A 20769-nucleotide genomic window follows, 5' to 3' on the forward strand; every position below is an offset into this window, starting at 1 on the left:
AGTTTTTGCTGGCTGGTTGGGATTCCTTTGGCAACATTTGTTTGTTGTCAGGATGCTGTTCAACTAATTTTTTGTTGGAGAGTTTGATCCTGGCTCAGGACGAACGCTGGCGGCGTGCTTAACACATGCAAGTCGAGCGGAAAGGCCCTTCGGGGTACTCGAGCGGCGAACGGGTGAGTAACACGTGAGCAACCTGCCCCAAGCTTTGGGATAACCCCGGGAAACCGGGGCTAATACCGAATAGGACCTTCGGCCGCATGGCTGGGGGTGGAAAGTTTTTCGGCTTGGGATGGGCTCGCGGCCTATCAGCTTGTTGGTGGGGTGATGGCCTACCAAGGCGACGACGGGTAGCCGGCCTGAGAGGGCGACCGGCCACACTGGGACTGAGACACGGCCCAGACTCCTACGGGAGGCAGCAGTGGGGAATATTGCACAATGGGCGGAAGCCTGATGCAGCGACGCCGCGTGAGGGATGACGGCCTTCGGGTTGTAAACCTCTTTCAGCAGGGACGAAGCGAGAGTGACGGTACCTGCAGAAGAAGCACCGGCCAACTACGTGCCAGCAGCCGCGGTAAGACGTAGGGTGCGAGCGTTGTCCGGATTTATTGGGCGTAAAGAGCTCGTAGGCGGCTTGTCGCGTCGACCGTGAAAACTTGGGGCTCAACCCCAAGCCTGCGGTCGATACGGGCAGGCTAGAGTTCGGTAGGGGAGACTGGAATTCCTGGTGTAGCGGTGAAATGCGCAGATATCAGGAGGAACACCGGTGGCGAAGGCGGGTCTCTGGGCCGATACTGACGCTGAGGAGCGAAAGCGTGGGGAGCGAACAGGATTAGATACCCTGGTAGTCCACGCTGTAAACGTTGGGCGCTAGGTGTGGGGGGCCTCTCCGGTTCCCTGTGCCGCAGCTAACGCATTAAGCGCCCCGCCTGGGGAGTACGGCCGCAAGGCTAAAACTCAAAGGAATTGACGGGGGCCCGCACAAGCGGCGGAGCATGCGGATTAATTCGATGCAACGCGAAGAACCTTACCTGGGTTTGACATGGCCGCAAAACTCGCAGAGATGTGAGGTCCTTCGGGGGCGGTCACAGGTGGTGCATGGCTGTCGTCAGCTCGTGTCGTGAGATGTTGGGTTAAGTCCCGCAACGAGCGCAACCCTCGTTCGATGTTGCCAGCGCGTTATGGCGGGGACTCATCGAAGACTGCCGGGGTCAACTCGGAGGAAGGTGGGGATGACGTCAAGTCATCATGCCCCTTATGTCCAGGGCTTCACGCATGCTACAATGGCCGGTACAATGGGCTGCGATACCGTGAGGTGGAGCGAATCCCAAAAAGCCGGTCTCAGTTCGGATCGGGGTCTGCAACTCGACCCCGTGAAGTCGGAGTCGCTAGTAATCGCAGATCAGCAACGCTGCGGTGAATACGTTCCCGGGCCTTGTACACACCGCCCGTCACGTCACGAAAGTCGGCAACACCCGAAGCCGGTGGCCCAACCCTTGTGGAGGGAGCCGTCGAAGGTGGGGCTGGCGATTGGGACGAAGTCGTAACAAGGTAGCCGTACCGGAAGGTGCGGCTGGATCACCTCCTTTCTAAGGAGCACCTTCACCTGAAAGGGTGCAAGGAGCCCGCGGCCCACGAATGTTGGGTCGGGGTGCTCAGATGGCGGAGACACTGGCAAGTTTTTCCTCGGCAACGGCCGGGATCGCCTAGTACAGCCACTCTTCGGAGTGGTGGGAACGGTTGCTTCCGGTGCGGCTGAGGAGGAATGTAAGCACCCTGTTGGGTCCTGAAAGAACAACCTCTGGGTTGTTGTTTCAGAGCCTTGAGTGGAGCGTGAACGCTTCGCGAGGTTACCAGGCATGGCCTGGCCCCACATACCGCTGGTCTGAGGACTGGGTTTGGTGTGGGGCGGATCGGGTTGTGGGTTGGTCGTTTGTTGAGAATTGCACAGTGGACGCGAGCATCTTTGTGGTCAAGTTGTCAAGGGCGAACGGTGAATGCCTTGGCACCAGGAGCCGATGAAGGACGTGGGAGGCCGCGATAGGCCTGGGGGAGCTGTCAACCAAGCTGTGATCCCAGGGTGTCCGAATGGGGAAACCTGGCACCAGTCATGTGGTGTCACCCACACCTGAACACATAGGGTGTGTGGAGGGAACGCGGGGAAGTGAAACATCTCAGTACCCGCAGGAAGAGAAAACAATTTAGTGATTCCGTGAGTAGTGGCGAGCGAAAGCGGATCGAGGCTAAACCGGCTGCGTGTGATACCTGTCAGGGGTTGCGTGGTTGGGGTTGTGGGACCCTGCTGAACAAGCTGACACTTGTTCGAGAAGTTACAAAGTTAGTGGCTAGTCGAACAGTCTGGAATGGCTGACCGTAGACGGTGAAAGTCCGGTAGGTGAAAGTTGCTGACCTTCTGTGGGTGTTCCCGAGTAGCGGCGGACCCCTGAAATCTGCCGTGAATCTGCCAGGACCACCTGGTAAGCCTAAATACTTCCTGGTGACCGATAGCGGACAAGTACCGTGAGGGAATGGTGAAAAGTACCCCGGGAGGGGAGTGAAATAGTACCTGAAACCGTTCGCCTACAATCCGTCGGAGCCTTGCGGGGTGACGGCGTGCCTTTTGAAGAATGAGCCTGCGAGTTAGTGGCATGTGGCGAGGTTAACCCGTGTGGGGGAGCCGTAGCGAAAGCGAGTCTGAATAGGGCGATTCAGTCGCGTGTCCTAGACCCGAAGCGGAGTGATCTAGCCATGGGCAGGCTGAAGCGCGGGTAAGACCGCGTGGAGGGCCGAACCCACCAATGTTGAAAAATTGGGGGATGACCTGTGGTTAGGGGTGAAAGGCCAATCAAACTCCGTGATAGCTGGTTCTCCCCGAAATGCATTTAGGTGCAGCGTCGCGTGTTTCTTGCCGGAGGTAGAGCACTGGATGGTCTAGGGGGCCCACAAGCTTACCGAAATCAGCCAAACTCCGAATGCCGGTAAGTGAGAGCGCGGCAGTGAGACTGCGGGGGATAAGCTTCGTAGTCGAGAGGGAAACAGCCCAGATCACCAGCTAAGGCCCCTAAGCGTGTGCTAAGTGGAAAAGGATGTGGGGTCGCATAGACAACCAGGAGGTTGGCTTAGAAGCAGCCACCCTTTAAAGAGTGCGTAATAGCTCACTGGTCAAGTGGTTCCGCGCCGACAATGTAGCGGGGCTCAAGCACACCGCCGAAGCTGTGGCATTCACATTTTATCCTCGCTTGGACTTGATTCCTTGTGCAGGTGTGTGGATGGGTAGGGGAGCGTCGTGCCGCGAGTGAAGCAGCGGGGTGACCCAGTTGTGGACGCGGCACGAGTGAGAATGCAGGCATGAGTAGCGAAAGAAGGGTGAGAAACCCTTCCGCCGGATGACCAAGGGTTCCAGGGCCAGGCTAATCCGCCCTGGGTGAGTCGGGACCTAAGGCGAGGCCGAGAGGCGTAGTCGATGGACAACGGGTTGATATTCCCGTACCCGCGAAAGAGCGTCCCTGATGAACCTCGTTGTGCTAACCACCCAAACCTTCCAAGACCTTCGGGTTGAGGAGGGGGAGCGTGGGAACCTGATGGGTAGTAGTCAAGCGATGGGGTGACGCAGGAAGGTAGCTGAGCCCGGCCGGTGGTTGTGCCGGGGTAAGCGTGTAGGCCGTGTTGTAGGCAAATCCGCAACACATATAGGCTGAGACGTGATGCCGAGCCGATTCAGGTGAAGTCAGTGATCCTATGCTGCCGAGAAAAGCCTCTAGCGAGTTCTTAGCGGCCCGTACCCCAAACCGACACAGGTGGTCAGGTAGAGAATACCGAGGCGATCGGGCGAACTGTGGTTAAGGAACTCGGCAAATTGCCCCCGTAACTTAGGGAGAAGGGGGGCCGGAGACGTGAAGCCCCGCGCGGGTGGAGCGTTGTATGGCCGCAGAGAGCAGGGGGAAGCGACTGTTTACTAAAAACACAGGTCCATGCGAAGAAGTAATTCGATGTATATGGACTGACGCCTGCCCGGTGCTGGAACGTTAAGGGGACCTGTTAGCTCTTCGGGGCGAAGCGGAGAACTTAAGCGCCAGTAAACGGCGGTGGTAACTATAACCATCCTAAGGTAGCGAAATTCCTTGTCGGGTAAGTTCCGACCTGCACGAATGGCGTAACGACTTCCCCACTGTCTCAACCACAGGCCCGGCGAAATTGCAGTACGAGTAAAGATGCTCGTTACGCGCGGCAGGACGGAAAGACCCCGGGACCTTTACTATAGCTTGACATTGGTACTCGAATTAGCTTGTGTAGGATAGGTGGGAGCCGGTGAAGTCCATACGCCAGTATGGGTGGAGGCAATCTTGAAATACCACTCTGGTTGATTTGGGTATCTAACTTCGGACCGTTATCCGGTTCAGGGACAGTGTCTGGTGGGTAGTTTAACTGGGGCGGTTGCCTCCTAAAAGGTAACGGAGGCGCCCAAAGGTTCCCTCAGCCTGGTTGGCAATCAGGTGTTGAGTGCAAGTACACAAGGGAGCTTGACTGTGAGACTGACAGGTCGAGCAGGGACGAAAGTCGGGACTAGTGATCCGGCACTTGCGAGTGGAAGCGGTGTCGCTCAACGGATAAAAGGTACCCCGGGGATAACAGGCTGATCTTCCCCAAGAGTCCATATCGACGGGATGGTTTGGCACCTCGATGTCGGCTCGTCGCATCCTGGGGCTGTAGCAGGTCCCAAGGGTTGGGCTGTTCGCCCATTAAAGCGGTACGCGAGCTGGGTTTAGAACGTCGTGAGACAGTTCGGTCCCTATCCGCCGTGCGCGTAGGATACTTGAGAAGGGCTGTCCCTAGTACGAGAGGACCGGGACGGACGAACCTCTGGTGTGCCAGTTGTCCTGCCAAGGGCACGGCTGGTTAGCTACGTTCGGAAGGGATAACCGCTGAAAGCATCTAAGCGGGAAGCCTGCTTCAAGATGAGGTATCCCACCCACTTTGTGGGGTAAGGCCCCCAGCTAGACGACTGGGTTGATAGGCCGGAAATGTAAGCCCGGTAACGGGTTCAGTTGACCGGTACTAATAGGCCGAGGACTTGACTACTAAGCTGCTACGCGTCCACTGTGCAACTCTCGATAAACGAACAACAGACCACATGGTTGGTGTTGTTTGATATGTCGATAGAGTTACGGCGGTCATGGCGGAGGGGAAACGCCCGGTTACATTCCGAACCCGGAAGCTAAGCCCTCCAGCGCCGATGGTACTGCACTCGTGAGGGTGTGGGAGAGTAGGACGCCGCCGGACAATCTTCCAGTCGAGGGCCGCCCCATCCGGGTCGGCCCTCGACTGCGTAGCGCCATTGGTGGCGCAATCAGGAAGGATGTACCTGTGAGTTCAGGACCGCAGGGCGGAGACCGTCCCCGTCGTTACGAAGACCGTACTGACGGTGCGGGCGGACGCGACCGCGGCCCGCGCCGCGAAGACCGAGACCGGCCCCCGTACCGGGGAGACCGCGACAGCGGCGGCGGCGCCCGAGGTGGCTACGCAGGCGGCCGTGACTCTGCTTCCCGTGGTGGTGACCGGGACAGCTCGCGGTCCAGCGCTCCGCGTGAGGGCGGCTACCGTGGTGGCGACCGCCGCGAGGGTGGCTTCCGCGGCGGTGACCGTGATGGTTCGCGTTCGGGCGCCCCGCGTGAGGGCGGTTTCCGTGGCGGCGACCGGGACGGTTCGCGGTCCAGCGCTCCGCGTGAGGGCGGTTTCCGTGGCGGCGACCGTGATGGTTCGCGGTCCAGCGCTCCGCGCGAGGGTGGCTTCCGTGGCGGCGACCGGGATGGTTCGCGCTCGGGCGCGCCCCGCGAGGGCGGTTTCCGTGGCGGTGACCGCCGCGAGGGTGGCTTCCGCGGCGGCGATCGTGATGGTTCGCGGTCCAGCGCTCCGCGTGAGGGCGGTTTCCGTGGCGGCGACCGGGACGGCTCGCGGTCCAGCGCTCCGCGCGACGGCGGTTTCCGTGGCGGTGACCGCCGCGAGGGTGGCTTCCGCGGCGGCGAGCGTGATGGTTCGCGCTCGGGCGCTCCGCGTGAGGGCGGTTTCCGTGGCGGCGACCGGGACGGCTCGCGCTCGGGCGCGCCCCGCGACGGTGGCTTCCGCAGCGGTGACCGTCGTGAGGGTGGCTTCCGCGGTGGCGACCGTGAGGGTGGCTTCCGTGGTGGCGATCGTCGTGAGGGCGGTTATCAGGGTGGCGACCGTTCTCGCTCCGGCCCGTCCCGCGAGGGCGGTTTCCGTGGTGGGGACCGTGAGGGTGGCTACCGTGGCGGCGACCGTGAGGGTGGCTTCCGCGACGGATCTCGGCCTGGCGCACCGCGTGAGGGCGGCTTCCGGGGCGGCGACCGTGAGGGTGGCTTCCGCGGTGGTGACCGCCGCGAGGGTGGCTTCCGGGGCGGCGACCGGGACGGCTCGCGGTCCAGCGCTCCGCGCGAGGGCGGCTTCCGGGGCGGCGACCGGGACGGCTCGCGCTCGGGCGCTCCGCGCGACGGTGGCTTCCGTGGCGGCGACCGCCGTGAAGGCGGTTTCCGCGGTGGTGACCGCGAGGGTGGCTTCCGTGGCGGTGACCGTCGTGAGGGCGGCGCGCCTCGTGAGGGTGGCTTCCGTGGTGGTGACCGCGAGGGTGGCTTCCGTGGTGGCGACCGTCGTGAGGGTGGCTTCCGCGGTGGCGACCGTCGTGAGGGCGGTTTCCGCGGTGGTGACCGTGACGGCTCCCGGCCGAGCGGGCCGCGCGACGGCGGCGCGCCCCGTGAGGGCGGCTTCCGTGGCGGGGACCGTCGTGAGGGTGGCTTCCGCGGTGGTGACCGCGAGGGTGGCTTCCGCGGCGGCGATCGTCGTGAGGGTGGCGCGCCTCGTGAGGGTGGCTTCCGTGGTGGTGACCGTGAGGGTGGCTTCCGCGGCGGTGACCGTCGTGAGGGTGGCGCGCCTCGTGAGGGTGGCTTCCGTGGCGGTGATCGCCGCGAGGGTGGTTTCCGCGGTGGTGACCGCGACGGCTCGCGTTCGGGTGCTCCCCGCGAGGGTGGCTTCCGGGGCGGCGACCGTGAAGGTGGCTTCCGTGGTGGCGAGCGTGCGGGTGGTTTCCGGGCCGACGAGCGGCCGCGTCGCGAGGGTGAGTTCCGCCGCGACGACCGCGCTGGCGGCTCCGAGTCGTCCGGGGGCGGGCGTACCTCGGCCCCGGCGCTGCCGGACGACATCGTCGCGACCGATCTCGACAAGGACGTTCGCGCTGAGCTGCTCTCGCTGAACAAGCCCGTCGCCGAGACGGTGGCGCGACACCTCGTCGCGACTGGTCAGCTGATCGACGAGGACCCGGCCGAGGCCTTGGCGCACGCTTTGGCCGCCCGGCGGCTCGCGTCGCGTATCTCCGCCGTCCGTGAGGCGGTCGGTCTGGCCGCGTACCACGCGGGGGAGTGGCAGACGGCGATCGCCGAGCTGCGCACGTACCACCGGATGAGCGGGCTGCAGAGTCACCTGGCCGTCCTCGCGGACTGCGAGCGGGCTCTCGGTCGGCCGGAGCGGGCCATCGACCTGTTCCGCGGCGCCGACCGGGACAAGCTGGATCAGGCCGTCGCGATCGAGCTGCTGATCGTCGCCGCCGGCGCCCGGGGTGACCTCGGGCAGAAGGACGCCGCGGTGGCGATGCTCCAGGTCCCGGACCTGACCAGTGAGGCCACCGTGCCGTGGACGGCCCGGCTGCGTTACGCCTACGCCGACGCACTCCTGGCGGTGGGCCGGCGCGAGGAGGCCCGCGAGTGGTTCTCCCGCGCCGCCGACGTGGACACCGAGGGCGAGACCGACGCCGCCGAGCGGCTGCTGGAACTCGACGGCGTGGTCATCGAGGGTGACGACGAGGACGAGGCCGCCGAGGAGATGGCCGCAGGCCCGGGCGTACCCGGCGCGGTGCCGGTTCGACCGGACGCTGACTTGGCGGACGACGAAGACGACGCCGATGACGAAGACGACGACGAAGACGAAGACGACGACGACGACGGCGAAGACGACGAAGACGACGAAGACGACGAAGACGACGACGACGACGACGAAGACGACGACGAAGACCGCGAGGACGAGGACTTCGACGACGACGAGGAGGACGACGCGGTCGGCCGTCCGAACGACGACGAGGGCTTCGACGACGAGGACGAGGATCGTCACGCGGACCAGGGCGGCAACGCGGACGCGGACAGCAGCGCGGAGAGCAGCGTGACGTCCGGCGACGCGGTGAGCGCCGACGGGACCGTGCCGGCCCGGGACGACGAGTCGGGGTCGACGCAGCGGTGAACGCGGGCGCGGGGGATCGGCTGGTCGACGGGTACACCCTGGTCGTCTTCGACCTGGACGGGGTGATCTACCTGATCGACCGGCCGATCGCCGGCGCCGTCGAGGCGGTGGCCCGACTGCACGCCGAGGGGCGGGCGGTGGCGTACGCCACGAACAACGCGTCCCGGCGGTCCAGCGAGGTCGCCGACCTGCTGACGGGGATGGGTGTGCCGGCCCGGCCGGAGGAGGTGCTCACCTCCGCCGCCGCCTCGGCCGAGCTGCTCCGTGACCGGCTGCCCGCTGGCGCGCCGGTGCTGGTGGTCGGCGCGGAGGCGCTGCGCGCGGAACTGCGCGCGGTCGGCCTGACCCCGGTCACCAAGGCCGACGAGAACCCGGCCGCGGTGGTGCAGGGGTACGGCCCGCAGGTCGGCTGGGCCGAGTTGGCCGAAGCGTCGGTCGCGGTACGGGCCGGTGCGCTCTGGATCGCCACCAACACCGACCGGACCCTGCCCAGCGGGCGGGGACCGTTGCCGGGTAACGGTTCGCTGGTGGCGGTGCTGCGTACGGCGCTGGAGCGGGATCCTGACGTGGTGGTCGGCAAACCGGAGCCGGCGCTGTTCGAGACCGCCGCTCGGCGCAGTGGTGGTGGCGGGAGCCTGGTGGTGGGCGACCGGCTGGACACCGACATCGAGGGTGCCCGCCGTGCCGGACTGGACAGTCTGCTCGTGCTCACCGGTGTCAGCGGCGTACCGGATCTGTTGGCGGCCGGGCCGCAGCGGCGGCCCACGTACGTCGCGAGGGACCTGGCGGGGCTCTTCGACCCGGCTGCCGCCGTGCGTGTCCCGGGCCCGGCGAACGCTGGCGGCTGGTCCGTGACCGACCGTGACGGCATCCTCGAGCTGGCGGGGTCGGGTCGGCCGTTGGACGCGCTGGCCGCGCTCTGCGGGGCGGCCTGGTCGGCGGCGGAGCCGGCGCTGCCGAAGATCCGCCCGATGGGCGCGGACGCGGCCCACGCTCTGGAGAGCTTCGGTCTGGCTGCTGCCGCGTGAGCCGGGTCAACTGACCCGGCGTTCGTCAGAGCAGCTTGCGCAACTTCAGCAGGTCGAACGGGTTCGCCTTGATCGACACCCGGCGGGAGGTCACCGCTCCGGTGACGTCCAAGTCGCCGCGGACCAGGGCGAGCAGGTCATCGCTGGACGTGCTCAGCGCGATCTTGGCCTTGGGGTCGTCGCCGTCGGTCAACTCGACCAGCCGACCGCCGGTGATCCGGCCGTGGAAGGCAGTGTCCAGGTCGGTGATGCGGCAGGCCAGCGTCCGGTCCAGGTCGATCCGCTCGCGCACCGTCTCGGCGTTGTGATCAAGCCGGGCGGCCAGGTCCTGCAATGCCTGCCGGCACTCGTCCACGCTGGCCACGTCTCCCCCTCGTTGATCGCCACGCCGTCCTCGGCACCGTACCGCACAGGACAGTCCGGGGTGCCCGGTAGCGTGACACCTGCACACCTCGCCCCGTGGAAGGACTCAGGCATGCAGGACGCGTGGCGCGCCTACCTCGAGCTGGCCATGGGCCTTGCGGAGGCGCCGCGGAAGAAGGCCCAGGACGTGGCACGTCGTCTCGTCGGCTCCGGCGGCGCGACCGCCGCCCAACTTCAGGCCCTCGGCGAGGAGCTGGTGACCACCGGCGCCGCCAACCGGGAGGCGTTGACCAAGCTGGTCCGCTTCGAGGTCGACCGGGCTCTCGGTGCGGTCGGTCTGGCCACCGCCGACGAGGTGGCCGAGCTGACCCGGCGGGTGCACGACCTGGAACGGCAGCTCCGCGAGGCACGCGCCGCTGAGCCGGCGAGCGCGTCGACCGCCGCTGGGCCGGCCCACGCGCCGACCACCGCCGAGCCGGCCCACGCGCCGGCCGTCGGCCCGACGGAGCAGGCCGACCCGACCGCCGCCGCACAGCCCGGCGATGCTCTGGTGTCGTCCGATGGTTCGGCGGGTGCCCCGGTGGCCAAGAAGGCCGTCGCGAAGAAAGCCGTGGCGAAGAAGGCGGTCGCCAAGAAGGCCATCGTGAAGAAGCCGCCGGCGACGATCAGCCGGACCGACGACGAGGCCCCGACCCCGGCGGCCATGCCCGCCAAGAAGGCGGTCCGCAAGCAGCGGCCGGACGACGCCGAATGAGCCGCCCCGGTCCGCCCGGTGGGTCGTTCCCAGCCCGGCCGGGCCCGCCGGCTGGTGGGTCGTTCGCCGCCCGGCCCGGCCCTCCGGCCGGTGCCCGGCCCGGGCCGCTGCCGGACGTCGGGGACGACGAGGCGCGGCACCCGGCCGTGGACGCCGCCGTGCACGCCATGGCCAACGCGGCGACGTTGGCGCCGGCCGACCAGATCGCGCAGTACGAGGCGGCCTACGAGACGCTGCGGGAAACCCTCGCCACCATCGACCAGACCTGAGCGGGACGACCAGGCCTGAGCAGACCGGAGAACCACCCATGGCACGTCGTAACCGGCTGGACGCCGAACTCGTCCGCCGCGGTCTGGCCCGCTCCCGGGAGCAGGCTGCCGCGTTGGTGGAGGCCGGCCGGGTCAAGCTGCGCGGGGTTACCGCCCGCAAGGCCGCCGCGATGGTCGATCCCGCCGATCCGCTGCTGGTGACCGGCGCGGACCCGACCGAGGAGTACGTCTCCCGGGGCGGGCACAAGCTCGCGGGCGCGCTGGCCGCGTTCGGGCCCGGTGGGCTGAGCGTGGCCGGGCGGCGCTGCCTGGACGCCGGCGCGTCGACCGGTGGCTTCACCGACGTGCTGCTGCGCGCCGACGCCGCCGAGGTGGTGGCCGTCGACGTGGGCTACGGGCAGCTCGCCTGGTCGCTGCGTACGGACGAGCGGGTCCGCGTCCTGGAACGCACGAATGTCCGTACGCTCGATGTCGACGTCATCGGTGGCCCGGTCGACCTGACGGTGGCCGATCTGTCGTTCATCTCGCTGCGGCTGGTGCTGCCGGCGCTGGCTGCCTGCACTCGCATCGACGGTGACCTGGCGTTGATGGTGAAGCCGCAGTTCGAGGTCGGCAAGGACCGGGTGGGCTCCGGTGGTGTGGTCCGCGATCCGGAGCTGCGTGCCGAGGCGGTGCTGGACGTGGCGGCGGCGGCCGCGCAGCTCGGCCTGGGGTTGGCCGACGTGGCGGCCAGCCCGCTGCCTGGGCCGAGCGGCAACGTGGAGTTCTTCGTATGGTTGCGCCGGGGCGCACCAGCGGCCGACCCGGAGCGGGTGCGGGCGGTGGTGGCGGCCGGGCCGGAGGGCCCGACCATGACCGGTGACGGGCCGGGTGGCCCGACCATGGCCGGTGACGTGCCGGACGTGGCGGCGGAGGAGGTCGCAGGGTGAACGCGTGTAGCGAGGGCGCCGCAATGGCCCGTGGAGGGACACGCGGCCGTGCGGGGGCGACGGTGACGGTGGTGCCACGCCGCCCGGTCCCGGACGGGCGGGTGGCCCGATGAGCCGGACCGCGCTGCTGGTGACCCACACGGGCCGTCGGCGCAGCACCGAGCACGCCCGGTCGGTCGCCGCCGACCTGATCGCCGCGGGTTTCGAGGTGCGGGTGGTCGCCGATGAGGCCGACGACCTCGATCTGCCCGGGGTGGTGCCGGTCGCCGGCCCGCAGGCCGCCGAGGGCGCCGAGATCGTCTTCGCGCTCGGTGGGGACGGCACCTTCCTGCGCGCCGCCGAGCTGGCCCGACCGGCGAAGGCGCCGCTGCTCGGCATCAACCTCGGCAAGGTGGGCTTCCTGGCCGAGGCGGAGATCGACGACCTGGACACGGCGGTGCGTGACGTCGTCGGCCGCAACTACACCGTCCACGAGCGGCTCACCCTGGACGTCACCGCCGAGTTCGACGGTGGGCCCACCATCGAGTCGTGGGCGCTGAACGAGATCAGCATCGAGAAGGGCGAGCGGGCGCAGATGCTCGAGCTGCTCGTCGACGTGGACGGGCGGCCCCTGTCCCGTTACGGCTGCGACGGTGTCGTCTGCGCCACCCCGACCGGCTCCACCGCGTACGCGTTCTCCGGTGGCGGTCCGGTGGTCTGGCCGGAGGTGGAGGCGCTGCTGCTGGTGCCGATCAGCGCGCACGCGTTGTTCAGCCGCCCGCTGGTCACCGCCCCGACGTCGACCTTCGTGATCACCGTCGACCCGTTCACCACCCTGGCCGTGCTCTCCTGCGACGGGCGGCGGGTCTACGACCTCCCACCCGGTGCTCGGGTGACGGTGCGTCGGGGTGCGCTGCCGGTGCGCATCGTGCGGCTGCGGGCCCGCCCGTTCACCGACCGGCTGGTCGCCAAGTTCGACCTTCCCGTGCACGGGTGGCGCGGCAGCCGCCGGTGACCGTGTCACACACCGTCGGTGGACGTCAGTTGTCCACCTGACGACATGTCGCCGCTGCGGCGGCTGACGACTAGTGACCTGGCGACGGGCTCCGTCGCAGACTCCGATCGGCCCTCATCTACGGATGGCGGGCCTGGAGGAGTAGAGGAGCGCATCGCATGCACTGGTCCCCCCGCTGGCTCGCCGTCGGCGCGGTCGGCGCGTTGGTGGTCGGCCTCGCCGCACCGGCGTCCGCTGACCCGCCCACCCGGCCCACCGACCCGCACTCGGGCACGCCCGCTTCGGGCGTCGCGCCCGTCCGCATCACCCTGATCACCGGCGACCAGGTCGAGCTGGCGCAGGCCGCGCCCGGCCGGGTCACCGCCAGCGTCCGGCCCGGCCCGGGTCGGGACCGGATCACCTTCCAGACCGTGGAGGTCGACGGCGGGTTGCGGGTGCTGCCCAGCGACGTCATGCCGTACCTGTCCACGGGGGTCCTCGACCCGAACCTGTTCGACGTGCAGGAGTTGGCCGCCGACGGGTACGGCGACGCCGCGCAGGGCGCGTTGCCGCTGATCGTGCGGTATCAGGAGCCGGCGGCCGGTCGGGTCCGGCCGCTCGCCGGCGCCACCGCCGCCCGGCCGTTGGAGAGCATCAACGGCGCGGCGGTGCGGGTCGGCAAGAGTGACCTCGGTGGACTGTGGACGTCGCTGCGGGGCGCGCCGGGGCAGCGTGTCGCCGCCGGGGCGTCGGCCACGCTCGGCGCCGGTGTCGCCCGGATCTGGTTGGACGGGAAGGTCCGCCCGGCGCTGGAGCACAGCGTGCCGCAGATCGGCGCTCCGACGGCCTGGGCGGCCGGCCGGGACGGTACCGGCGTGAAGGTGGCCGTGCTGGACACCGGTGTCGACGCGACCCACCCCGACCTGGCCGGTCGGATCGCCGAGGCGCGGGACTTCTCCGAGAGTGGCAGTGCCCGCGACGGGCACGGCCACGGCACCCATGTGGCGTCCACCATCGCCGGCAGTGGCGCGGCGTCCGGCGGTCTGCGCAAGGGCGTCGCGCCCGGCGCGCAGCTGCTGATCGGCAAGGTGCTCGACGACAGTGGGTCGGGCTACGACTCGTCCATCATCGCGGGGATGGAGTGGGCTGCCCGCTCCGGTGCGAAGGTGGTCAGCATGAGCCTCGGTGGCTCCGCGACCGATGGCACCGACCCGATGAGTCAGGCCGTCAACGATCTGACCGCCGAGACCGGGGCGCTGTTCGTGGTCGCGGCCGGCAACGAGGGCGCGGCGCGTACCGTCGGGTCGCCCGGCGCGGCCGCGGCGGCGCTGACCGTGGGCGCGGTGGACCGCGACGACAATCTGGCGGCGTTCTCCAGTCGGGGCCCGCGCCTCGGTGACAACGGCCTGAAGCCGGAGATCACCGCGCCGGGCGTCGGCATCATCGCGGCGCGGGCCGCCGGCACCAGCATGGGTACGCCGGTGGGCGACGCGTACACGACCGCGAACGGCACCTCGATGGCCACCCCGCACGTGTCCCGGGCGGCGGCGATCCTCGCGCAGGAGCACCCTGACTGGACCGCCGGCAGGCTCAAGGACGCGCTGGTGAGCACCACGAAGGCGAACCCGGCGCTGACCGTCTTCGAGCAGGGCGGCGGTCGGGTCGATGTGGCCCGGGCGCTCGGCCAGCGGGTGTACTCGTCCGGGACCGCTGACTTCGGCCGGCTCAGCACCGGTGGCGCTGCGGCCGAGCGGACCGTCACGTACACCAATGGCACCGCGGTCCCGCAGACCCTGCGGCTGGCCCTGGAGCTGCGCAACCTGGACACCCGCGCGGTCGAGACCGACGGTGTCTCGGTCGGCGACGCCGAGGTGAGCGTGCCGGCCGGCGGCAGCGTCGCCGTGCCGCTGCGCGCGGACCCGGCGAAGTTGGACCGGGGTCTGCACGGCGGGTGGCTGGTGGCGACGGGCGCGGACGGTGTCGTGGTGCGTACCGCGGTCGCCCTGACCCTCAGTGGTCCGTTGCACACCGTGACCGTGCGGGCGCTGGACATGCAGGGGCAGCCGGGTCTCGCGTCGGTGCTCACCCTCTTCGGTGAGCAGCCCGAGTCCGACTGGCTCGGCTGGGTCGGCGGTGAGGTGCAACTGCAGGTCGAGGAGGGCCCGTACCTGGTCGAGGCGTTGATCGAGCACGGCGCTCCGCTGGACGAGCAGCTCACCCTGGTCACCGACCCGGAGTTGGTGGTCGACCGGGACGTCACGGTGGTGCTCGACCCGCGCAAGGGCACTCCGGTGCGGATCGAGACGCCGAAGCCCTCCGAGCAGCGGGCGACGATCAGCTTCTACGAGCACCGGGTCTTCGGCAACGGCCGGCAGATCGACCATGGGGTGATGACCTTCAGTACCGTCCAGCAGGTCAACGTCACGCCGACCCGCCCGGTGCGCAAGGGCGAGTTCGAGTTCTCGTCGCGTTGGCAGTTGGTCGCACCGATGGTGGACGCGAAGATCAGCGGGGTGTCCGGTCCGCTGGACATCAACCTGATGGGGTACTCGCCGGCGCCGTCGGACCGGCGGAAGCTGCCGCTGGTCTGGGCCGGCACCGGCACCCCCGGGGAGCTTGCCCGGGTGCGTGGCGCCGCGGCGCTGCTCACCACCAGCCCGGACGCCTCGGAGGAGGAGCAGATCGCCGCGGCCGCGGCGGCCGGCGCGAAGACGGTGCTCATCGTCCGGCCGGCCGACCAGAGCGCGTGGACGTCGTGGACGCCGCTGGGCGACCGGCTGCCCGTCCCGGCGTTGGCGGTGGCGTACGACGACGGGCAGAAGGTCATCGCGGCCGCCAAGCGTGGCCGTACGACGTTGGACCTGACGTTGACCGTGGAGAGCCCGTACCTGTACGACGTGTGGCAGGTCTCGAAGGGTCGGGTCCCGGAGCGGATCACGCACAAGGTCACCGCGCAGAACACCGCCGAGGCGACCAGCCACTACGGGGGCGTCGGCGGCGAGTGGGCCAGCGAGCAGCGCTTCGGTTGGCGTCCGTGGCAGGAGACCTCCTGGAACGACAACCAGCGGCTGGTGCGTGCCGGCAGTACCCGGCAGGAGTTCGTCAGCGCCGGGGACTCCTGGTGGCAGCACCGGGTCCTGCACAAGGTGATGTTCATGAGTTGGGGACAGCTGACCGGCGGCCTGACCGAGCAGCCCCGGCGCTACGCCGGTGCCGACCGGGTCACCGAGAGCTGGCACGCCCCGGTGATCCGGCCGGCCGTGCCGGCTGGCGGTGGGGCGCCGGTGCCCACGCGTACCGCGGACACGCTGGACCTGCGGGTGGCCGAGTTCGTCGACGCCGAGGGTCACTACAGCGTGGCCGGCGGCAGCGAGGAGTCGGACACCGTCGAGGCGCGGCTCAGCCGCAACGGGCAGCAGATCGCTGACCTGTCCGGTGGGTGGGCCCCGGTGCCGACCACGGCGGGGCAGGCCCGCTACCGGCTGGACCTGACCACGAAGCGTTCCTCGCCGGAGTGGGGCTACGCCACCCGGACCGACACGGCCTGGGAGTTCACCTCGGCGCGACCGGCGGGCGACGCCGCGAAGCCGTTGTCGCTGCTGCAGGTCGACTACCGGGTGCCGGCCGACCTGCTCGGCACGGTGCGCGGCAACCGGCCGCACGAGCTGGGGGTGACGCTGCGTCAGCCGGTGGGGGTGCCCGCGCCGACCGGCACCAGCGTCCGGGTGCAGGTCTCCTTCGACGGGGGCGTCACCTGGCGGAACGCGCCGACCAAGGGGTCGGGCACCTGGTACACCGCGACCGTGCCGGCGGGGCGTGGAACGGTGTCGCTGCGGGTGCGCGCCGCCGACCGGGCGGGGAACGTCGTCGACCAGACGGTGCTCCAGGCGTACGGGCTGCGCTGAGTTGTGCGGGGCGGGGCGGTTGAGCCGTCCCGCCCCTGCCCGGACAGGGTCCGTCGTCGGCCGACGGCGGACCCTGCGGCGTCAGAGCCAGCCGCGTCGGGCGACCTGGAACGCCAGCCCCGGCCGGGTGTCCACACCGGCGGCGGCCATCAGGTCGGCGATGCGCCGTTGTACGGTCCGCCGGCTCACCCCGAGCTGGGAGGCGATGGACTTGTCCGGTACGCCGGCCACGAACAGTGACAGCAGCCGCGCCTCGTCGGCGTCCGGTTGGTAACCGTCGCTGGGATGGTCTGCGGGGTCCGGCCGTCGGTTCTCGGTCGCCGTGACGGCGAGGGGGTCGTCGAGCCGCAGCCGGGTGGCCACCCGCCAGTGACTGTCGAAGAGGGCGAGCAGCGCGTCGAGCAGTTGACTGCGGCCGATCACGGCGGCGCTGGGTTCGCCGCCGTCGCGGTCGGGCACCAACGGGCAGATGGCGATGCGGGCGTCCACGATGGCCAGTCGGACCGGTAGTCGGTCCAGGACCCGGGCCTGCTCGCCGGCGGCGACGCCTTTGGCCAGGTCGGCCAACGCGCCCGGTTCCAGCAGCAGGTCACGTTCGTAGATGGCCCGGTAGCTGACGCCGCGGGCCAGCGCGTCGAACTCCTCGACGTTCTCCGGGCCGGCCATGGCGAGCGGGTTGGCCCGACAGAACCACAGCACCTCGGTACGCGCCGCATTCTGCAGATCGCGCAGACGGTCCCGGAGCACCCGCGCGCCGGTGATCACCTCGACGAGGTGGTCGACGTCGTGGCGGCGTAGCCCGGACCGGTACTCCTCGGCCAGTTGGGTGACCCGCCGGCGGGCCGCCTCCAGGTCCTCCTGGCGGCGCAGCAGCGTCGCGCCGAGGGCGACGTCCGGGGCGGTCGGGCGCAGCGGCGCGTTCGGATCGTTGTCGGTGGGCTGCACCAGGCCCTTGGCGCGCAGTGCCTCGACCTGGGCGACGACCTGTTCGCGGGGCCGGTCCAGGCGGCGGACCAACTCGTCGATGCGGGCCGTGGTGAGCTGGAGCAGGCAGCGGTAGAGCTCCTCCTCAGCCGTGGTCAGGCCGATCACGTCCAACACGGGGCAGAACACTACGTCGGCCGGGTGTCGGCCGCACCCGGGCCCGTCGGCTGGTCAACTGTCGGGCCTCGCGTCTACTGTCGGTGGCTGTGCTGGAAGAGCTGCGCATCACCGGACTCGGCGTCATCGACGACACCACGCTGCCGTTGACCGGCGGCATGAACGTGATCACCGGCGAGACCGGTGCGGGCAAGACGATGGTGGTGACCGGCCTGGGCCTGCTCTTCGGCGGCCGGGCCGACGCCGGGCGGGTCCGGGCCCAGCCCGGCCGGGCGGTGGTGGAGGGGCGGTTGCGCCTGCAGGGGCGGGTCGCCGACGCCGTGCACGCGCGGATCACCGAGGCCGGTGGCGAGCCCGACGAGGACGGCTCGGTGCTGCTGAGCCGCACGGTGACGGTGGAGGGGCGCTCACGCGCCCACGTCGGCGGGCGGAGCATGCCGGTGTCGATGCTCGGTGAGGTCGGCGAGCAGGCGGTCGCCGTGCACGGTCAGTCCGACCAGCTGCGGTTGCTGCGCCCGGCCGAGCAGCGGGCCGCCCTGGACCGGTTCGCCGGCCCCGGGCACGAGAAGCTGCTCGACGCGCTGCGCGAGGCGTACACCGGGTGGCGGCGGGTGGTCGACGACCTGGCGGACCGGCGACGTAACGCCCGCGAGCGCAACCAGGAGGCGGACCTGCTGCGCCTCGGCCTGGACGAGATCACCCGGGTCGATCCGCAGCCGGGTGAGGATGACGAGCTGAAGACCGAGGCGCAGCGGCTGGAGCACGCCGAGGGGCTGCGGACGGCCGCGCAGATCGCGCAGCAGTGCGTGGCGGGCGGTGCGGAGGCCACCGACGAGGCGCCCGACGCGGCGGCGCTGCTGGGCACCGCCCGACGGACGTTGGAGGCGCAGTCGGGCACCGACCCGGCGCTGGGTGAGCTGGCGGCCCGCCTGGAGGAGGCGGCGACGCTGGTCACCGACGTGTCGGCGGAGCTGTCGGCTTACTTGGCGACGCTCGACGCGGACCCGGCCCGGTTGCAGCACGTCTACGAGCGGCGGGCGGCGCTGCGCGCGTTGACCCGCAAGTACGCCGACGACGTCGACGGGGTGATCGCGTGGGCGGATCGGGCGCGTACCCGACTGTCCGATCTGGACACGTCCGACGATCTGCTCGACGAGTTGGAGCGCGACGGTCAGCGGCTCGCCGTCGAGGTGGCCGACCTGGCCGGGCGGGTGTCGGTGTCCCGGCAGGAGGCGGCGGTCCGTTTCGCCGACCAGGTCACCGTCGAGTTGGCGGGTCTGGCGATGCCACACGCGCGCATCGAGGTGGCGGTGGTGCCCCGACCGGCTGGGCGGGCCGAGCCGACGCTGTCGGTCAACGGCGTCGAGGTGGGTGTCACCTCCGACGGTGGTGACGAGGTGGAGCTGCGGTTGCTGGCTCACCCGGGAGCACCGTCGTTGCCGTTGCAGCGCGGTGCCTCGGGCGGTGAGTTGTCCCGGGTGATGCTCGCCATCGAGGTGGTCTTCGCCGGTTCGGGTGGCCCGCCGACGTTGGTCTTCGACGAGGTCGACGCGGGCGTCGGTGGTCAGGCGGCGGTGGAGATCGGCCGGCGGTTGGCCCGGTTGGCCCGTAGCCACCAGGTGCTGGTCGTCACGCACCTGCCGCAGGTGGCGGCGTTCGCCGATCGGCATCTGGTGGTGGCGAAGGACACCGGTGGCGCGGTGACGACAAGCGGGGTGCGTGTGGTGGAGGACACCGAGCGGGCCCGGGAGTTGGCGCGGATGTTGGCAGGTTTGCCCGATTCGGATCTGGGTATCGCCCACGCTGAGGAGCTTCTGGCCGTGGCCGCCAAGGAAAGGCGGCTGTGACGCCGCGTATTGTGAGCGCAAGCACAACGGCTTGTGCCGACGTGTGCTTCCCTGGGTAGGCGGCCCTGCTCAGGCATGTCGCGACAGAAAAGCCTGCCTCACATGCCAGGATGGTCACGATGCGTCTACCCACGTTGCGCCGGAACCGGAGCTCCGACCCGGGCACAGTCCTCGGTACCGCGCGCCTTGATCGCCGGACGAAACGCCTGGTCGGTCGGCTGCGCCCGGGTGATATCGCGGTGATCGACCATGTCGATCTGGACCGGGTGGCGGCCGATTCGTTGGTCGCTGTCGGTGTCGCGGCGGTGCTCAACGCCAAGCCGTCGGTCTCCGGTCGTTACCCGAACCTCGGCCCGGAGGTGTTGATCGCCGCCGGCATTCCGTTGCTCGACGACCTCGGGGAGGGTGTCTTCGAGCAGGTCCGCGAGGGCGACCAGGTGCGCATCGAGGGCAACACGGTCTTCGCCGGTGCCGAGCCGGTGGCGCACGGGAGCCTGCAGGACGCCGAGTCGGTCGCCAAGGCCATGGCCGACGCCCGGGAGGGTCTGTCGGTGCAGTTGGAGGCGTTCGCCGCCAACACGATGGATTACCTGCGCCAGGAGCGCGATCTGCTGCTCGACGGTGTGGGCGTGCCGGACATCGAGACCCAGATGCAGGGTCGGCACTGTCTGATCGTGGTGCGCGGCTACGACTACAAGGCCGACCTGGACGTGTTGCGCCCGTACATCCGGGAGTTCAAGCCGGTGCTGATCGGTGTCGACGGCGGCGCGGACGCGCTGGTCGAGGCCGGGTACACCCCCGACATGATCATCGGGGACATGGATTCGGTCACCGATGACGTGCTGCGCTGCGGGGCCGAGGTGATCGTGCACGCCTACCCGGACGGGCGGGCGCCCGGCCTGCCCCGGGTCAACGGCCTCGGCGTACCGGCGGTGACCTTCCCGGCCGCGGCGACCAGCGAGGATCTGGCCATGCTGCTCGCCGACGAGAAGGGCGCCTCGCTGCTGGTCGCGGTCGGCACCCACGCCACGCTCGTCGAATTCCTCGACAAGGGTCGCGGCGGTATGGCCTCGACGTTCCTGACCCGGCTGAAGGTCGGCGGCAAGCTGGTCGACGCCAAGGGTGTGAGCCGGCTCTACCGGCAGAGCATCTCCGGTTCGTCGCTGCTGTTGCTGGTGCTGTCGGCGATCGCGGCGATGGCGTCCGCGGTGGCCGTCTCGACCGTCGGGAAGGCGTACCTGGGCGTGGTCGCCGAGTGGTGGGACAATTTCGTGTTCCAGCTGTACCGGCTCTTCTAGTTCCCGA

Annotated in this window: 12 protein-coding genes and 3 rRNA genes; 12 read left to right on the forward strand and 3 right to left on the reverse strand. The window is 69.3% G+C overall.

The features are described from left to right. Positions 1-71: 71 nt before the first annotated feature. From HNR20_RS25820 to rrf, 3 genes are all read left to right on the forward strand, one after another. Positions 72-1586: ribosomal RNA gene (locus tag HNR20_RS25820) — 16S ribosomal RNA — on the forward strand. Positions 1587-1967: 381 nt separating this feature from the next. After that, positions 1968-5076 (forward strand): 23S ribosomal RNA (locus tag HNR20_RS25825). An 84-nt stretch (positions 5077-5160) separates the two neighbouring features. After that, positions 5161-5277, forward strand: a 5S ribosomal RNA gene (gene rrf, locus HNR20_RS25830). The 16S, 23S and 5S rRNA genes sit together here, the layout of an rRNA operon. Before the next feature lie 90 nt (positions 5278-5367). Here the strand turns inward: rrf and HNR20_RS25835 are convergent. Next, positions 5368-7344, reverse strand: a complete 1977-nt coding sequence (locus HNR20_RS25835; protein WP_184189400.1) for a hypothetical protein — start codon at positions 7342-7344, stop codon at positions 5368-5370. On the opposite strand from HNR20_RS25835, the gene HNR20_RS25840 reads away from it, so the two are divergent. Beyond that, positions 7279-8295 carry a tetratricopeptide repeat protein gene (locus tag HNR20_RS25840; protein ID WP_184184823.1) on the forward strand — a complete coding sequence of 339 codons (1017 nt, stop codon included), beginning with the start codon at positions 7279-7281 and terminating at the stop codon, positions 8293-8295. The genes HNR20_RS25835 and HNR20_RS25840 overlap by 66 nt on opposite strands. Next, positions 8292-9323: an HAD-IIA family hydrolase gene (locus HNR20_RS25845; protein ID WP_184184826.1), complete on the forward strand. Its 1032-nt coding sequence runs from the start codon at positions 8292-8294 to the stop codon at positions 9321-9323. The genes HNR20_RS25840 and HNR20_RS25845 overlap by 4 nt, the downstream gene beginning before the upstream one ends. 25 nt (positions 9324-9348) lie before the next feature. Here HNR20_RS25845 and HNR20_RS25850 read toward each other — a convergent pair whose 3' ends face one another. Continuing rightward, positions 9349-9687, reverse strand: a complete 339-nt coding sequence (locus HNR20_RS25850; RefSeq protein WP_184184829.1) for an SCP2 sterol-binding domain-containing protein — start codon at positions 9685-9687, stop codon at positions 9349-9351. Positions 9688-9798: 111 nt separating this feature from the next. Between HNR20_RS25850 and HNR20_RS25855 the strand changes: the two genes are divergently transcribed. The 5 genes from HNR20_RS25855 to HNR20_RS25875 all read left to right on the forward strand — a co-directional run bounded on the left by HNR20_RS25855 (position 9799) and on the right by HNR20_RS25875 (position 16516). Further along, a complete protein-coding gene (locus HNR20_RS25855) occupies positions 9799-10440 on the forward strand; it encodes a phasin family protein (RefSeq protein ID WP_184184832.1) in 642 nt (213 codons plus the stop codon). Beyond that, positions 10437-10709: a hypothetical protein gene (locus HNR20_RS25860; RefSeq protein ID WP_184184835.1), complete on the forward strand. Its 273-nt coding sequence runs from the start codon at positions 10437-10439 to the stop codon at positions 10707-10709. The genes HNR20_RS25855 and HNR20_RS25860 overlap by 4 nt, the downstream gene beginning before the upstream one ends. A 38-nt stretch (positions 10710-10747) precedes the next feature. Beyond that, positions 10748-11638 (forward strand): TlyA family RNA methyltransferase, encoded by an 891-nt coding sequence (locus HNR20_RS25865; RefSeq protein ID WP_184184838.1) that lies wholly within the window; start codon positions 10748-10750, stop codon positions 11636-11638. 109 nt (positions 11639-11747) lie between these two features. Beyond that, positions 11748-12632, forward strand: a complete 885-nt coding sequence (locus HNR20_RS25870; RefSeq protein ID WP_110567918.1) for an NAD kinase — start codon at positions 11748-11750, stop codon at positions 12630-12632. A gap of 158 nt (positions 12633-12790) precedes the next feature. Then, positions 12791-16516 carry a S8 family peptidase gene (locus HNR20_RS25875; protein WP_184184841.1) on the forward strand — a complete coding sequence of 1242 codons (3726 nt, stop codon included), beginning with the start codon at positions 12791-12793 and terminating at the stop codon, positions 16514-16516. Between the two features lie 81 nt (positions 16517-16597). Here HNR20_RS25875 and HNR20_RS25880 read toward each other — a convergent pair whose 3' ends face one another. Then, entirely contained in the window at positions 16598-17617 is a 1020-nt protein-coding gene (locus HNR20_RS25880; RefSeq protein WP_184184844.1) for a helix-turn-helix domain-containing protein, read from the reverse strand. A gap of 89 nt (positions 17618-17706) precedes the next feature. Between HNR20_RS25880 and recN the strand changes: the two genes are divergently transcribed. Next, positions 17707-19464 (forward strand): DNA repair protein RecN, encoded by a 1758-nt coding sequence (recN, locus tag HNR20_RS25885; protein ID WP_184189009.1) that lies wholly within the window; start codon positions 17707-17709, stop codon positions 19462-19464. A gap of 119 nt (positions 19465-19583) precedes the next feature. After that, positions 19584-20762 (forward strand): putative cytokinetic ring protein SteA, encoded by a 1179-nt coding sequence (gene steA / locus HNR20_RS25890; RefSeq protein ID WP_184184847.1) that lies wholly within the window; start codon positions 19584-19586, stop codon positions 20760-20762. The last annotated feature ends 7 nt before the right edge of the window (positions 20763-20769 follow it).

Origin of the sequence: Micromonospora parathelypteridis, from assembly GCF_014201145.1 — a bacterium.
GTDB classification, from domain to species: Bacteria; Actinomycetota; Actinomycetes; order Mycobacteriales; family Micromonosporaceae; genus Micromonospora; species Micromonospora parathelypteridis.